Source organism: Ewingella americana ATCC 33852, assembly GCF_000735345.1.
Taxonomy (GTDB): Bacteria; Pseudomonadota; Gammaproteobacteria; order Enterobacterales; family Enterobacteriaceae; genus Ewingella; species Ewingella americana.
Genome location: NZ_JMPJ01000056.1, coordinates 39,046 through 54,165 on the forward strand (window position 1 = coordinate 39,046; position 15,120 = coordinate 54,165).

Annotated in this window: 13 protein-coding genes; 7 read left to right on the plus strand and 6 right to left on the minus strand. The window is 55.2% G+C overall.

Translation table 11 applies throughout. From position 1 onward, the window contains the following. Positions 1–45 precede the first annotated feature (45 nt). The 3 genes from GEAM_RS11700 (at position 46) to GEAM_RS11710 (ending at position 3,631) form a co-directional block, all read left to right on the plus strand. Positions 46–1,029: a LacI family DNA-binding transcriptional regulator gene (locus GEAM_RS11700; protein ID WP_034791653.1), complete on the plus strand. Its 984-nt coding sequence runs from the start codon at positions 46–48 to the stop codon at positions 1,027–1,029. A gap of 183 nt (positions 1,030–1,212) precedes the next feature. After that, the gene (locus tag GEAM_RS11705) at positions 1,213–2,136 is read left to right on the plus strand and encodes a 2-hydroxyacid dehydrogenase (RefSeq protein ID WP_034791656.1); all 924 of its coding nucleotides are present in this window, start codon (positions 1,213–1,215) and stop codon (positions 2,134–2,136) included. A 139-nt stretch (positions 2,137–2,275) separates the two neighbouring features. Next, positions 2,276–3,631, plus strand: a complete 1,356-nt coding sequence (locus tag GEAM_RS11710) for an MFS transporter (protein WP_034791658.1) — start codon at positions 2,276–2,278, stop codon at positions 3,629–3,631. Positions 3,632–3,683: 52 nt separating this feature from the next. Here the strand turns inward: GEAM_RS11710 and GEAM_RS11715 are convergent, their stop codons facing one another. Together GEAM_RS11715 and rsuA are read right to left on the minus strand one after the other, a co-directional pair. Continuing rightward, a complete protein-coding gene (locus GEAM_RS11715; RefSeq protein ID WP_034791660.1) occupies positions 3,684–4,892 on the minus strand; it encodes a Bcr/CflA family multidrug efflux MFS transporter in 1,209 nt (402 codons plus the stop codon). Positions 4,893–5,027: 135 nt separating this feature from the next. Beyond that, positions 5,028–5,735: a 16S rRNA pseudouridine(516) synthase RsuA gene (gene rsuA, locus GEAM_RS11720; protein WP_034791662.1), complete on the minus strand. Its 708-nt coding sequence runs from the start codon at positions 5,733–5,735 to the stop codon at positions 5,028–5,030. 331 nt (positions 5,736–6,066) lie between these two features. Between rsuA and radD the strand changes: the two genes are divergently transcribed. Together radD and rplY are read left to right on the plus strand one after the other, a co-directional pair. Continuing rightward, positions 6,067–7,830, plus strand: coding sequence for a DNA repair helicase RadD (radD, locus tag GEAM_RS11725; protein ID WP_034791664.1), 1,764 nt, complete (start codon positions 6,067–6,069; stop codon positions 7,828–7,830). 137 nt (positions 7,831–7,967) lie between these two features. Further along, on the plus strand, positions 7,968–8,258 hold the full coding sequence (rplY, locus tag GEAM_RS11730; RefSeq protein WP_034791666.1) for a 50S ribosomal protein L25: 291 nt from the start codon (positions 7,968–7,970) through the stop codon (positions 8,256–8,258). Positions 8,259–8,478: 220 nt separating this feature from the next. On the opposite strand, the gene yejK is transcribed toward rplY, so the two are convergent. Then, a complete protein-coding gene (gene yejK / locus GEAM_RS11735) occupies positions 8,479–9,483 on the minus strand; it encodes a nucleoid-associated protein YejK (RefSeq protein WP_034791667.1) in 1,005 nt (334 codons plus the stop codon). 262 nt (positions 9,484–9,745) lie between these two features. On the opposite strand from yejK, the gene GEAM_RS11740 reads away from it, so the two are divergent. Together GEAM_RS11740 and yejM are read left to right on the plus strand one after the other, a co-directional pair. Continuing rightward, positions 9,746–9,973 (plus strand): YejL family protein, encoded by a 228-nt coding sequence (locus GEAM_RS11740; protein ID WP_034791669.1) that lies wholly within the window; start codon positions 9,746–9,748, stop codon positions 9,971–9,973. Between the two features lie 24 nt (positions 9,974–9,997). Continuing rightward, positions 9,998–11,782 carry an LPS biosynthesis-modulating metalloenzyme YejM gene (yejM, locus tag GEAM_RS11745; RefSeq protein WP_034791670.1) on the plus strand — a complete coding sequence of 595 codons (1,785 nt, stop codon included), beginning with the start codon at positions 9,998–10,000 and terminating at the stop codon, positions 11,780–11,782. 154 nt (positions 11,783–11,936) lie between these two features. On the opposite strand, the gene GEAM_RS11750 is transcribed toward yejM, so the two are convergent. The 3 genes from GEAM_RS11750 to GEAM_RS11760 are packed head-to-tail and all read right to left on the minus strand — an operon-like array spanning position 11,937 to position 15,071. Continuing rightward, a complete protein-coding gene (locus tag GEAM_RS11750; RefSeq protein ID WP_034791671.1) occupies positions 11,937–12,437 on the minus strand; it encodes a protein disulfide oxidoreductase in 501 nt (166 codons plus the stop codon). Further along, entirely contained in the window at positions 12,424–13,032 is a 609-nt protein-coding gene (locus GEAM_RS11755; protein ID WP_034791672.1) for a DsbA family protein, read from the minus strand. Before GEAM_RS11755 ends, GEAM_RS11750 begins: the two co-directional genes overlap by 14 nt. After that, complete coding sequence (locus tag GEAM_RS11760; RefSeq protein ID WP_034791673.1) at positions 13,032–15,071, minus strand: protein-disulfide reductase DsbD family protein; 2,040 nt, start codon at positions 15,069–15,071, stop codon at positions 13,032–13,034. Before GEAM_RS11760 ends, GEAM_RS11755 begins: the two co-directional genes overlap by 1 nt. Positions 15,072–15,120 lie beyond the last annotated feature (49 nt).

Consider the following 15,120-nt stretch of genomic DNA (forward strand, 5'->3'; position numbering starts at 1 on the left):
TTCCTGCATGATCATGCTTCTTTCTTCTTACAGGACCCTGCACGGATGAGAAACCAGCGCGTCACCTTGCAAGATATCGCGTTACTCGCCGATGTGACCAAAATGACCGTCAGCCGTTTTTTGCGTACCCCTGAAAAGGTGTCGCCCGAGACGCGCGATCGCATAGCTAAAGTCATGGAAGAAGTGGGCTACCCGCTGGAAGATGTCGAACGGCCGCAAAAGACGCCGCGCATCGGCATTCTGGTCCCCTCCTTCAATAATCAGATCTTCTCAGATTTGCTGGCGGGTATTGAATCTGTCACCTCGCAACAGGGCTATCAGACGCTGGTGGTCAACTACGAGTACAGCAAAGAGCGGGAAGAAGAGCATATTATCAACCTGCTGACCTACCAACTGGCGGGTCTTATTCTGACTGACTCGGTTCACACCCTGAAAGCCGACAAATACCTGAATGCCGCCGCCATTCCTATCGCACAGGTGATGGACCTTGATGACACGCATGGCCGCATCGCGGTGGGCTTCGACAACTTTAAGGCCGGGTATGACATGGCGAACACCCTGCTGGCCAGCGGCAAGCAACAGGTGGTCTATTTCGGCTCGATGTCCGACGCGCGTGATAAAAAGCGCTATCAGGGTTACAGCTTGGCGATGCAAGAACACGGGCTGGAGCCAATGCACATCACGCCGAACCGCGTGTCGTCGGTGTCGATTGGCGCGGGCATGTTAGCGCTGGCGCAGCAGCTCTACCCTGAGGTTAACGCGGTGTTATGTACCAACGATGATATCGCGGTGGGCGTGTTACAAGAGTGCCTGAAGCAAGGGATCAAAATCCCCGAGCAGATGGCGATTTCCGGCTTCCACGGCTTGGATATTGGCCTCGCCACCACCCCGGTGCTGGCCAGTGTGATCACCCCACGTTTTGAAATGGGTAAAGTGGCTGCTGAGATATTACTGAAAAAAATCAAAAACCTGCCGACCATTGAACGCGTCGACCTGCATTACCGCATCTCCCTCGGCGGCACGATTTAACACGCCTTTCTCCTCCCCTCTCCGGGGAGGAACCCAGATCACGTTACCAGTAACATCCTTTTTTAACATGATCCAACGTGACTTCAGTCACAAAATAGTTTCCTGAAAATGCTTTTATTAGGACATCGACTGAGAAGTGCAGTGTCACTTTAAAGATAATCCGAATAGCAGCAGGTAACTGACATGACTTCACTGAATAAAGCGCGGGTATTAATTCTGGCTCCGGTAATGGACAGTCTGACTGAAAAACTGGAACAACAGTTTTCAGTTGAGAAATATTTTGAGCAGGATGATCCGCACTCATTTCTGGCCAATAAAGGGAAAGGCATTGTCGGCTTAGTCACCCGTGGAGATTTCGGCGCGAAAAATAGCGTGCTGGAATTACTGCCGGACTTAAAGGTTATTTCGGTATTTGGCGTCGGCACCGATGCCATTGATTTAGACTATACCGCCGATAAAAATATCCACGTCGAAATTACCGAAGGGGTATTAACCGACGACGTCGCCGATATGGCTTTGGCGCTATTACTCGCCACCTCGCGCAATATTTGTCAGGCCGACCAATTTGTTCGTGAGGGTAAATGGCAAAACGGCGGTTTCCCATTATCCAGCAAAGTCAGTGGCAAACGCGTGGGCATTTTCGGCATGGGTCAGATTGGTCAAGCCATTGCCCGCCGCGCGCTGGGCTTCGACATGACCGTGGCATACGCCAGCAACCACAAGAAGCCCGAGCTACCTTACACCTTCTACCCTGACGTTAAGCAGCTGGCAGCCGAAAGCGATGTGTTAATTATCGCCGTTTCTGGTGGGCCAAAATCAGCCGGAATTATCGACAAATCGGTATTTAATGCCCTGCCAAACAGCGCGCTGGTGATCAATATTTCCCGCGGCAGCGTGATTAACCAAGGCGATTTAATTCAGGCATTAACCGATAAGCAAATTGCCGGTGCGGGCCTCGACGTATTTGCCGAAGAACCTAATGTACCGCAGGAATTAATTGCCATGACCAATGTGGTATTACAGCCACACTTGGGCAGCGCAACCCACGAAACGCGTCAGGCAATGAGTGAGAAAGTCCTGAGCAACTTACATAAACGTTTGGATTAAAATTAAACCAAGTACTTCCGTCACTCCCCAAGACCTTAAAAAAGGCGTTATTAAAAGCGCTTTATATAAGAACTGATGGACCCTTTGCCGGTGATGCAAATCACCGGTAGAGATTCCCTGTATAACCGAGGTGTTAACGATGGATAATAAAATCCCTAAAGCCCGTTGGTTACGCGTCATCACACCAATATTAATCGCCTGTATTATCTCCTTTATGGACCGGGTGAATATTAGTTTTGCGATGCCCGGCGGCATGGATGCTGAATTAGGTATTACCGCCTCGATGGCCGGTCTTGCGGCAGGTATTTTCTTCATTGGTTATCTGTTCTTACAGGTGCCCGGCGGCAGCATTGCCGTTCACGGCAGCGGCCGCAAATTTATTGCGTGGTCACTGGTGGCGTGGGCGGTAATTTCCGTGCTGACCGGCATGGTCACCAACCAATATCAACTGCTGTTCCTGCGCTTCGCACTGGGTGTCTCCGAAGGCGGGATGCTGCCGGTGGTACTGACCATGGTCAGCAACTGGTTCCCGGATAAAGAGCGCGGCCGCGCTAACGCTTATGTGCTGATGTTCGCCCCGCTCGGCGGCATGATCACCGCCCCGCTCTCCGGCCTGATTATTGACGCACTCGACTGGCGCTGGTTGTTTATCATCGAAGGCGGCCTGTCGCTGGCAGTGATGATGTTCTGGTGGTTCACCATCAGCGACCGTCCGGAAGAAGCAAAATGGCTGTCCGAGCGCGAACGCGACTACTTGGTAACAGAGCTGAACCGCGAGCGTGAAGCCCTGCGCGCCTTGGCTCCGGTGCAGCGCGCGCCGCTGAAAGAGGTGTTCCTCAACGGTTCGATTCGCAAACTGATCATCATTAACTTCTTCTACCAGAGCGGGATATACGGCTACACCCTGTGGCTGCCAACCATCTTGAAAAACCTGACCGGCGGCGACATGAGTTCGGTGGGCATGCTGGCCATCATCCCTTACGTCTGCACCATGCTGGGTATTTTGACCATGTCGGTGTTCTCCGATAAAACCGGCAAACGCCGCCTGTTTATCGTGTTGCCGCTGTGTGGTTTTGCCGCCTGTCTCGCCGCGTCGGTGATGGCGAGCGGCAATATCTGGGTTTCCTACGGGTTCTTGGTCGGCAGCGGGTTCTTCTTGCAGGCCGCCACCAGCGCCTTCTGGACCATCCCGAGCAAAGTCACTACGCCTGAAGTGGCAGGCAGCGCGCGCGGCGTGATCAACGGTCTGGGTAACCTCGGCGGCTTCTGCGGCCCTTATCTGGTGGGCGTGCTGGTCGGCCTGTATGGTCAAAGCACGGCGATTTACGCGCTGGTTGCCTCCCTGCTGATTGCCGCACTGGTTACCATGACCTTGCCGAAAGAGTGCGATATGGCGCTGGTTCCCGGCGCTCGTGCCAAGGCGATGGCGGATGACTACGCGCGAGCTAAAGCCTCGCGGAAAAGCCAGAGCGTGAATGCGCAGATTGCAGGATAAAAACGGACGTTGGCTCCCTGCCCTAGAACGGGAGGGAGCCAGAAGAAGTGACTTAAGACTCTTTCGCCACGGCCGCTTTTAGCGGCCGACTTGCATATAAGTACAGCATCATGGCGATAGCCACGCAGAACGCCATACTGATGGTCATCGGCCAAGCGCTGTGTGCAGGCACCATCGCCAACAGCGCGGTGATCAACGCCCCGGTGCCGAAACGCAGGGTTCCCGCCAGAGACGCCGCCGTGCCCGCCATGTGTGGGAAATCATCCATAATGACCGCCATCGCATTCGACGTCACCATGGCAATCACCCCGACATAGCCTGCCACGCCGATAACCAGCATCCAGAATGGCAGGTTGAAGATGCACACAATCACCATCCACAGCCCCATCACGAACTGCACAATCAGCCCGAAACGGAACATCCACTCAGCCCCTTTGCGGCGCACATAGCGGCCGTTAATCACCGTCAAGATAACCAGCGCCACCACGTTCAGAGCAAAGTAGAAACCAAAGTTCTGCGGAGAAACGCCGTTCAGCTCGATATAGACAAAAGGCCCGGCGCTGAGGAAGGAGAACATCCCAGCGAAGGAGAAGCCGCTCGCCAGCATGTAGCTCAGCACGCGCTTATGGCGGAACAGCGTGGCGAAGTTGCCAAGGCTGGTGCGTAGACGGAATTTCTGCCGACGCTCAACCGGCAGCGTCTCTTTAATAAAGACCCCCACCAGCGTGGCGGCGATCAGCGCGGCAATCGCCATCGCCCAAAAAATCGCATGCCAGCTAAACACCACCATCAGCAATCCGCCGAGCATTGGGGCCAGCAGCGGAGCGACGGTCATGACCAGCACCACAAAAGACATCATTCGGGAGAATTCGTCTTTGGTGAACATGTCGCGCATCAGGGCGTTGATCACCACGCTGGCTGCCGCCGCAGACAGGCCGTGCAGGAAACGCATGTGGACCAGCTGCTCAATCGACTGCGCCATGGCACAGGCCGCCGCCGCTAAAGCGAAGACCAGTACGCCCCAGAAGATAACCGGCTTACGGCCAAGGCTGTCTGCCATCGGACCGTAGAAGAGCTGCCCAACGGCAAAGCCCAGCGTGTAAGCGCTGAGGGTCATTTGCACATTGCCCGCTGGCACGCCAAACTCTTTGGCAATCACCGGCATACTCGGCAAGTACATGTCGATAGCCAACGGCATCAACATCGACAGCAGTCCCAAAATGAAGATCAAACCCACATGGGATACCCGTTTCTCTTCCACGTTCACCTGCTCCTTTTCACGACATAAAAATCATTAATCACTAGAGCCAAACCCTAAATCATTCGTGTTGCAACCAGGCGGCAACCGGGGTGAGCTAGGGCAGCCAACGCCGTTGCAGCGCGAAGGATGACGGGTTTATCGGCCAGGAACGTCTACGCTGGCAATCTCTGCTTCTGTTAATGGACGGTATTCGCCCGGCTCCAGATCTTCATCTAACACGATGTCGCCAATGCGTTCGCGGTGCAGCTCCACCACGCGGTTACCCACGGCGGCAAACATGCGTTTTACCTGATGGTAACGGCCTTCGCTGATGGTCAGACGCACCACGCAATCTTCCAACTGCTCCAGCACGGCTGGCTTGGTCAGTGACTCTTCGTTGTGCAATTGCACACCGGCGGTGAACTGCGCGGCGGTGTCGTCGGCCAGCGGCTGTTCGAGGGTCACCAGATAGGTTTTCTCGCAATGATGTTTCGGAGAAGTGATGCGGTGCGACCACTGGCCGTCGTCGGTCATTAAGACCAGACCTGTGGTATCGATATCCAGACGCCCTGCGGCATGCAGCTTGTAGGCCACCGGCTCTTCGAGGAAGTAGAGCACCGTTGGGTGATCGGGGTCATCGGTTGAGCACACATAGCCCTGCGGCTTGTTGAGCATGAAGTAGCGAGGACCGGTGATCTGCTCGAGCACATTGCCGTCGAACTCGACGCGCTGCTCAGGATCCAGCTTCAGCGCGCCGGTTTTGACGATTTCGCCGTCCACGGTCACGCGTTTGTTACGAAGTTCACGCAGTGCGATTGCGCGGCTAACACCCAGTTGCTGGGCTAAAAATTTATCGAGACGCATTGAATCTGCCTAACCTTTCTTGGCGACCTCGCGGGCCGCTCTACTGATAAAATACAACACCCCGCCGCTACCAAAAGGCCGCTGACAGGGTTGAGAGTTATTCGGTACGTATCTTTGCAAAGCGTTAGTCATCGCAGAGCGTGACCAGAATTACGCGGGGGCAGCCGGGCTGCCGGTGTGAAGTGTCAGTATAGCCGTGCTTGTCGCATCATCATAGAATCTTATCAATGAGAAACCAAAAGACGGCACGCAGAGATAATCGCCATCAATGGCAAAAGTTGGCATACTCCATAACTGGCTTTATTTACAGTATTAACCTGTGTGGATTAACGTGACTGCTTTTACACTTCGCCCCTACCAACAAGATGCCGTAGACGCCACGCTGCGTCACTTTCGCCAACACGACGAACCGGCGGTGATTGTCTTACCCACCGGCGCGGGTAAAAGTCTGGTGATCGCCGAGCTGGCGAGGGTTGCGCGTGGTCGCGTGTTGGTGCTGGCGCACGTCAAAGAGCTGGTGGCGCAGAACCACGCGAAATATCTCTCCTACGGGCTGGAAGCCGACATTTTCGCCGCCGGGCTGAATATCAAACAGAGCAGCGGCAAAGTGGTGTTTGGCAGCGTTCAGTCGGTAGCGCCCAATCTGGCGGCCTTCGGCGGCGAGTTTTCCCTGCTGATCATCGACGAATGCCACCGAATTTCCGACGACGAAAACAGCCAGTATCAGCAAATTATTAATCATCTGCGCAGCAATAATCCGCGTTTGCGCCTGCTCGGCCTGACCGCTACGCCTTATCGGCTGGGCAAAGGCTGGATTTACCAGTATCACCATCAAGGCATGGTGCGCGGCGACGCCGACAGCCTGTTCCGCGACTGCATTTATGAATTGCCGCTGCGTTACATGATTAAGAATGGCTTTCTGGTGCCGCCCGAACGGCTAGACATGCCGGTGGTCAGCTATGATTTCAGCCGTTTGCAGGCCAACAGTAACGGCCTGTTTAGTGAGGCGGATCTCAATGACGAGCTGCGCCAGCAGAAACGCATCACGCCGCATATCATCAGCCAAATCGTCGAATTCGCCGCCGAGCGCAAGGGCGCGATGATTTTTGCCTCCACCGTCGAGCACGCCGGGGAGATCTACGGCCTGCTGCCCGCCGGGCAAGCCGCGTTGATCAGCGCCCAGACGCCCGCCGTGGAGCGCGATCGCCTGATAAACCAATTCAAGCAGCAGCAACTGCGTTTTCTGGTCAACGTTTCGGTGCTGACCACCGGCTTCGACGCGCCGCATGTGGACCTGATTGCCATTCTGCGCCCTACCGAATCCGTCAGCCTGTACCAGCAAATTGTCGGCCGCGGGCTGCGGCTTTCGCCGGGCAAAACCGACTGCCTGATTTTGGATTACGCCGGAAACCCGCACGACATCTTCACTCCAGAAGTCGGCAGCCATAAGCCGGGCAGCGACAACAAACCGGTGCAGGTCTTCTGCCCCGCCTGCGGTTTCGCCAATATCTTCTGGGGGAAGACCACAGAAGACGGCACGGTAATCGAGCACTTTGGCCGCCGTTGTCAGGGCGTATTAGAAGATGACGAAGGCGAACGCGAGCAGTGCGATTACCGTTTTCGCTTCAAAAGTTGCCCGCACTGCGGCGCAGAAAATGACATTGCGGCCCGCCGCTGTCATCAGTGCCAAGAGATCTTGGTCGACCCGGATGACATGCTGAAAGCCGCGCTGCGCCTGAAAGACGCGTTGGTGCTGCGCTGCGGCGGCATGAATCTGGAAAATGGCCGCGATGAGAAAGGCGAATGGCTGAAAATCACCTATTACGATGAAGACGGTGCCGACGTTTCCGAGCGTTTTCGCTTAAACACCCCGGCCCAGCGCATGGCGTTTTTGCACAACTTCCTGCGGCCACATCAGCGCGCTCCGGGCGTTGCTCTTGAGTGGCAAACCGCCGCCGACGTGGTGGCACAACAGGTGCTGCTGCGCCATCCCGACTTTGTGGTCGCCCGGATGAAAGGCCAGTTCTGGCAGGTTCGCGAAAAAGTTTTCGATTATCAGGGTCGCTATCGGCGGGCCAATGAACTGCGCGGATAATGTCCAGATAGGACTTTTAGTCCTAATGACAATCCGGTATAATGCCGCCCGCTTTCGCCTCGCGTGGAAGCTGTAATACTCAACTCGTCACTCGGTCGCAGGTGGCGGGGCAAACATTCTTATATAGAGAAACATACATGTTCACTATCAATGTAGAAGTACGTTCAGAAGCAGAGCAGGGCAAAGGTGCGAGCCGCCGCCTGCGTACAGAAAACAAATTCCCAGCTATCGTTTACGGTGGCTCAGCTGCTCCAGTTTCTATCAAACTGGACCATGATTCTGTTAAGAACATGGAAGTTAAAGCGGAGTTCTACTCTGAAGCTATTACTCTGGTTATCGACGGTAAAGAAACCAAAGTTAAAGTTCAGGCTGTACAGCGTCACCCGTTCAAGCCAAAACTGGCTCACATCGACTTCGTTCGCGTTTAATCGCTAACTAAGTTGTAACGCATCGGGACGCCGTGCGAGAACAAATAAAGAACGCCGCTTAATGCGGCGTTTTTTATATCCTTCATACTTGAAGCTGCCGCTGCGTTGGCCGCTCTCGCCAACCCGAATCACTGACCAACGTCAGCTCATCGGGATTGACTCCCTTGCCGCCTTGCTGCAACTCCAATTATTTCGGCTATACCTGCGTTCGTATTACTTATTACTTACTCGAAGATCGACGCTGCAGCTGGTCGCGCAGATTCGGTGGTGTGCCTTTAATAGTCAACGTGTCGGTGGCCGGGTCCCAGAAGATGCGCTCGCCCATCAGCATGGCGTCAAAATTGATGCTCACCCCGCCGCCGCTACCGGCAAACTTGGTTAACTGGCGCAGCGTGCCGCGATCGGCCGGGAACGTCTCTTCCAGCTGATAACCCTGCTCTTGGGAAAACTCTTTGAATTTCTTATCGTCCCAAGGTGGTAGCTCGTCGGACAGCGCGTCGAGGGAAATCTCCTCCCCGGCCTGAAGCTGCTCGTTGCAGTAGCTATAAACCTGCTGGCGCACGTTTTGGCGCTCGTTCTTATCCAACTGGGCTTCTGCACAGAAGTCATCCACCGCCTGCAGCAGGCCGCGGTTCTGCGCTTTGGTGTCTAAACCTTCTGCTGCTGCAAGGAAGTCCATAAAGAAGTCGGAAACTTTACGACCCACTCGGCCTTTCAGGAAGGTCAGGTAACGGGTGGATTCTGGATTGGTTTCCCACTCGGTCAAATCGATGCGCGCCACGATGTCGGCGTGATTGATGTCGAGATAGTGAATGCTGCTGACGTCCAGCTGCTCGTTTACACGCATACTGCTGCGGCTGTTGAGCACGGCAATCAGTAAATACTCAACCGCCAAGAAGCGATAGTGGCAGAACAGCACCACGCCGCCTTCGGCAAAAGGATACTTGGCCAACTCATCGCGCAAACGGCCGGTGGCAGCGCGGCTGAAACCGAGGAAATCCTCATCGCCTTTACGGCAGCTACGCAAAGACTCTGCCAGCTCGCTATCTTGATTAAACAACCCATAAGCTTTGCTTTTCGCGCTGTACACACGATGCAGTTCGGCCATCATCTCTTCAACCGCGGCATTCGGGGTTAACAGCGTATCGCGCAGCACAACGTCCAGCGTTTGCTCGTCACGCTTGTTCAACTGGTGTAGAGCAATCTGCTCGATATCCAGACTCATGGCTTCTCCTAAAATGAGTGTCTTTATATAAATGCTGTAGAAATATCTGAAAAGCGGGCGGCTTGGTGGAATGATTTTTTCGCCGAGGCGGGTATTCAAACACTTAATATAGAGGGCTTGCAACCGCAAAGCCTTGAAGTTGGAAACACAAATAAATACATCTCATCAATACCCCAACGTTCAACGCATTATAAAAATGCAGAAACTGATGCCACGATACGTTAAGATATTGCACTTTGTCAGGCTTTGAGCACATTAATCCATGCCACAATCATCTCGTTACAGTGACGAACACGTTGAACAGATCCTTTCGGAACTGGCCACCGTACTGGAAAAACACCGCGCGCCCACCGACCTCTCGTTGATGGTGTTGGGTAATATGGTGACCAACTTAATTAATACCAGCGTTGCGCCAACCCAGCGTAAAGCTATCGCAGGCTCTTTTGCTGGCGCGCTTCAAGCGTCAATAAGAGAAGATAAAGCCCATTAATCTACTATTTGCCCAAAACCTCTTATGGTGACAAATCGTCAGCGCTATCGCGAAAAAGTATCCCAGATGATCAGCTGGGGGCACTGGTTCGCCCTATTTAACATTCTGCTCGGTCTTGGACTCGGCAGCCGCTACCTCTTTGTCTCCGACTGGCCCTCTTCTCTTGAAGGACGCATTTATGCGTTGGTGAGTTGGCTTGGGCATTTCAGTTTTATTGGCTTTTCCGCCTACCTGCTGATCATCTTCCCACTGACCTTTGTGGTGATGTCGCAGCGGCTGATGCGTTTCTTGTCCGCTATTCTGGCCACCGCCGGTCTGACGCTATTACTGGTCGATACCGAAGTCTTTACCCGCTTCCACCTGCACATCAATCCGGTGGTGTGGGAACTGGTTGTCAACCCCGGTCAAGGTGAATTAGCCCGTGACTGGCAGCTGATGTTTATTGCCGTGCCGGTGCTGTTCCTGATCGAAATGCTGTTTGGCACGTGGGCATGGCAGAAGCTGCGTAGCCTGAACCGCCGCAATTTCGCCAAGCCAATTGTGGCGCTGTTTATCGTCAGCTTCTTTACATCACACCTGATGTATATCTGGGCCGACGCCAACTTCTATCGCCCAATCACCATGCAGCGCTCGAACCTGCCGCTCTCCTACCCAATGACCGCGCGTAAGTTCCTTGAGAAGCACGGCTTGCTGGATGCGCAGGCTTATCAGCAGCGTCTGATTGAGCAAGGTAACCCAGAGGCGCTGTCAGTTGAGTATCCACTCAATGACATCAGCTTCCGCGATACTGGGCCGAAATATAATTTATTGATGATTGTGGTAGACGGTATTCACGCCTCGACCACGGTCAAAGATATGCCAGCGCTGACCGATTTCGCGCGGCAAAACGTCAGCTTCAACCAGCATTACAGCTCGGGTAATCGCGTGGATAGCGGCCTGTTCGGCCTGTTCTACGGCATTTCTCCAACCTATATGGAAGGCATTATTGCCGCCCGTAAGCCGTCGGCGCTGATGTCCTCGCTGGCGAAACAGGACTATGAATTCGGCCTGTTCTCCTCCGACGGCTTTAATAGCCCGCTGTACCGTCAGGCTCTGCTGACCGACTTCACCTTGCCGACCCCGGCGGCGCAGGGCGATACTCTGACTACCCAGCAGTGGCAGCAATGGCTAGCCGCGCGCGGAAGCCGCCCTTGGTTCTCTTACGTGAATCTGAATGGCGTCTCGACGGCGCTGCGTCAGGGCAGTGATGCCGCCGTGCCGACCGGCAATGTGTTTATGCAGCGCTACCAGCAAGGTGCGAAAGAGGTTGATCAGCGCATCAGTGAGATCCTGCAAGGCCTGCAAAAACGCGGCGAGCTGGACAAAACCGTGGTGGTGATCACCGCCTCCCACGGCATTGAATTTAACGAGAACGGCACTTGGGGTTCAGGCAACAACATGAACCGCGACCAGATGCGCGTACCTCTGGTGGTTCACTGGCCGGGCACCCCAGCGCAGTCGATTAATAAGCTGACAGATCATGAAGATGTGATGACTACTTTGATGCAGCGCCTGCTGCACGTCACCACGGCCCCGGCGGATTATTCGCAAGGCGAAGACCTGTTTGCGGCCAAACGCCGTCATGATTGGATCTCCACCAGTGACAACGGCACGCTGGTGATCACTACGCCAACCCAGACGCTACAGCTGGAGCGCAATGGTGATTTCACCGCTTATGATGAACACGGAAAACGCATTAAAGATCAGAAACCTGAACTCGGCCTGCTGTTACAGGTTCTGACCAATGAGAAGCGGTTTATTGCGGATTAGTTTCAGACGACTTCACACTAAAAGGCGTTATCGTTGCAGTCAGTTTGGACACGGCCAGCACGGAGAAACCGCAGCGTACAAAGGTACGTGAGCCAATTTATATCCAAAAAAACGAGCACTGCCTGGGTTCAAAATGGCAAATAAGATAGCCTTTTTAAAGCTGCGCCAGCCATAGGCGCAGCTTCATTCCCCAATATGACGTCCAGCCCGTCGTGGTGCTCACCACCCTGCCCTTATCGATAATCACAAACGTCGGCGTGACGCCAATGTCCCACGAGGCGGAAATATCGCCGCGCGGGTCATTCACCACCGGCATGCTGATATTCTTGCCCTGCAAATAGCGCTCGATTTTATCTTTATCCCCTGAACGCAGCGCCACGCTCAACACATTGCCGCCGTTGGCCGACAGCTTGCCGACGTCCGGCGTGGTGAATTTACAGACGCTGCACCAGCTAGCCCAGAAGTAAACCAGCAGCGGCTGCTGCTGGCTTTTCTCATTGAGCGTCAGGGTCTGGCCGTCGAGGGTTTGCAAGGTCTGATTGCCGAAATCGACCGGAGCCTGCGGCGCGCGCAGGAAGTCCATGCCAAACAGCACTGCCATCAGCAATACCGCGCCAACCAGAATCTCTTTAGCCCAACGCTTAGCTTTTCCCATCTTTCACCTTCTTCAGCTGGGCATTCACCAGCTCTTCTAAGTCCTGATAAGAGATAGCGCCGGGGATGATCTGGTCGCCAATAATGGTCGCTGGCGTGCCCTGAATGCCCAGCACTTCGGCAATTTCCACGTTAGTTTTCAAGGTGGTGTAGCTTTCTGGCGTGACTTTTACCGGCGGCAGGCCAACTTTGGCGATTGCCGCGTCGATGCTCTCTTCGTCATGCGGGCCTTTTTTCGACATCAGGCGCTGGTGCAGTGCCATAAATTTGTCCGGCTGCTGCTCCCACACGGTCATGGCAGCACGGGCAGAACTGATGGAACTGGCACCACGGAATGGCAGCAGTTTGAGCACCACCGCGACGTCCGGGTGCTCCTTCACCACTCTTTCCAGCAGCGGGTCGAACTGCTTGCAGTAAGGGCAGTTGTAGTCGGTGAAGGAGACCAGCACCAGCTTGGCGTCTTTGGCACCAAAGCGCGGCGTGGCCGGGTCGCGGAACAGCATATCCTCTGGCGTCGGGTTTTGTGGCGCAGTCTGCGTCTGAGCCAGCGCCATAGGGGAAAGCGCCATCATTAAAATCAGCATTAAGGTTTTCATTATTTATCTCCACGGGCGTCTTGCAGCCCTTGTAAAACGGCGTCGCGAGTCAGCAGTGGCGATAAAATTTCACCAGATGGCAGGCCCGGACCATAAATTTGGTTGAAAGGAACGGCAACGCTGCCGCGCTTTTGCAGGAAGTCATTAATCGGTTTGGAAGGACGGCTCCAGTCACCGCGCAGGGCCACCACGTTGTCGGCGGTCAGCGCTTTCTGCACGTCTTCGCGCAGTAAGACGTTAAATTTGTTAGCTTTGCAGGTGACACACCAGTCTGCCGTGACGTCCACGAACACCACTTTGTTGTCCGCCACCGCCTGAGCAATCGCCTGCTCGGTCAGCGGCTGCCACTTCACGGCGTCCTGCAATGGCTTAGCGCCGTTGGTATAGGAAAGCGCGGCCGCCAGCATCACCAGCCCCGCCACCAGCAGGCTGACGCACACCGCAATCGCGGTATTACGCTTGCCGTAGCGGCGCAGCGAACCAACCACCAGCGCCAGCAGGAATACCGCCGCGACAATCAATACGCTTTGCAGACTGATGTGGTTGAGCATCAGGCTGAGCAGCCACAGCGACGCGGCGAGCATCAGCAGGCCAAGCGCTACGCGCAGACGCAGCATCCAGCGCCCCGGACGCGGCAGGCGCAGCGCCAGTCCCGGCCAAGTTGCAATCATCAGCCACGGCAGGCTCATGCCGATGCCCAGCATCAGGAATAATCCCCACAGCACCGGCAGCGGTGCCGCCAGCGCGAAGGCCACGGCGGTGCCCAAGAAAGGTGCCGAGCACGGCGTGGCGAGCAGCGTCGCGAAAGCGCCTTCCGCGAAATTACCTTTTAAGCCGCCGCGCTTTTGCGTCGCCAAACGGGTAGTCATGGCAGAAGGCAGGTTGATTTCGAACAGGCCCAGCAGGTTGGCGGTGAACAGCGCGGTGACAATCACCATAAAGCCGATAAACCACGGGTTCTGGAACTGAATTCCCCAGCCAAGGGTCTGGTTGCTGTAGCGCAGCACGGTCATCAGCAGCGCCAGCGCAAGGAAGGAGCTGATAATGCCCGCTGAAGAAGCCAAGAACTGCACGCGAACGCTTTTACGGTCGCGCTGCTCCACCTGCAAAATCGAACCCAGCTTCATGCCCAGCACCGGCAGCACGCACGGCATCAGGTTGAGAATAAAACCACCCGCCAGCGCCATCAGCGCCACTTGCCACAGAGCAATGCTGCTCTGGGTAGCGGGTGCCAGAGGCTCCATCTTGAGGTCGAGCTGCTGAGCGATGCCGCGATCCGCCAGCACCGCGCTAACCGGCTTGCCCGTCAAGTCACCGGCCTTGTCGCCCCACTCATCGGTCACCGGCACGGTTATCTGCGCCAGCGGGCCGTCAACTTTGACACTCGGCTTGCCAAACGAACTGCCTTCAAGGGAGTCAATAAACAGCTCCGGCTGCTGCCAGCCCTGAGCGCGCTCGGCAGAAATCACCAATGTGCCCTGACGGTAGCCCGCCGACACCTTATCGGTCAGCCCCTGCGCAATCGGGATTTGCCCCATAGCGCTGGCAAAACGGCTGGCGAAATCGCCTTGGTCGCCGCTTGCGTGCAGATCCAGATTGAAGTCGTAATCGGTGAGAATACAGACGTTGCTACAGGTCGGCAGCGTCAGGGTTCCCGCCAATTTTTCAGGCACTTTGCCTTTGATAACAATCGGCAACGTCACATTGTCGTGATAGCCCTGCGTGGTTATTCCGGCGACGTCGAAACGCGCGGGAGTCGGCCAAAACCAGTCGGCTTGGGTTGACGGGTCTTGCCAAGCGATAACCGGCGCAACGCCGCCCTCACCCGGTGAACGCCAGTAAGTTTTCCAGCCCTTTTCGAGGCTGACAGACAGCAATAGATGGGTTTCATCCCCCGCGCCGTCGGTAGGCTCGGCCTGAAAACGCACTTTGGCATGGTTGTTTTGCGGGCTCTCTATCCAGCCGGAATCCGCCGCATAAATGGCAGGTAGCCACAGCAGCAACAGGCTGGCAATCGCCGCCCTGAAGGCATAACGCATAAATTTTCTCCAAAAATAAAAGACAACATCCGAATCAATTCGCGGACGT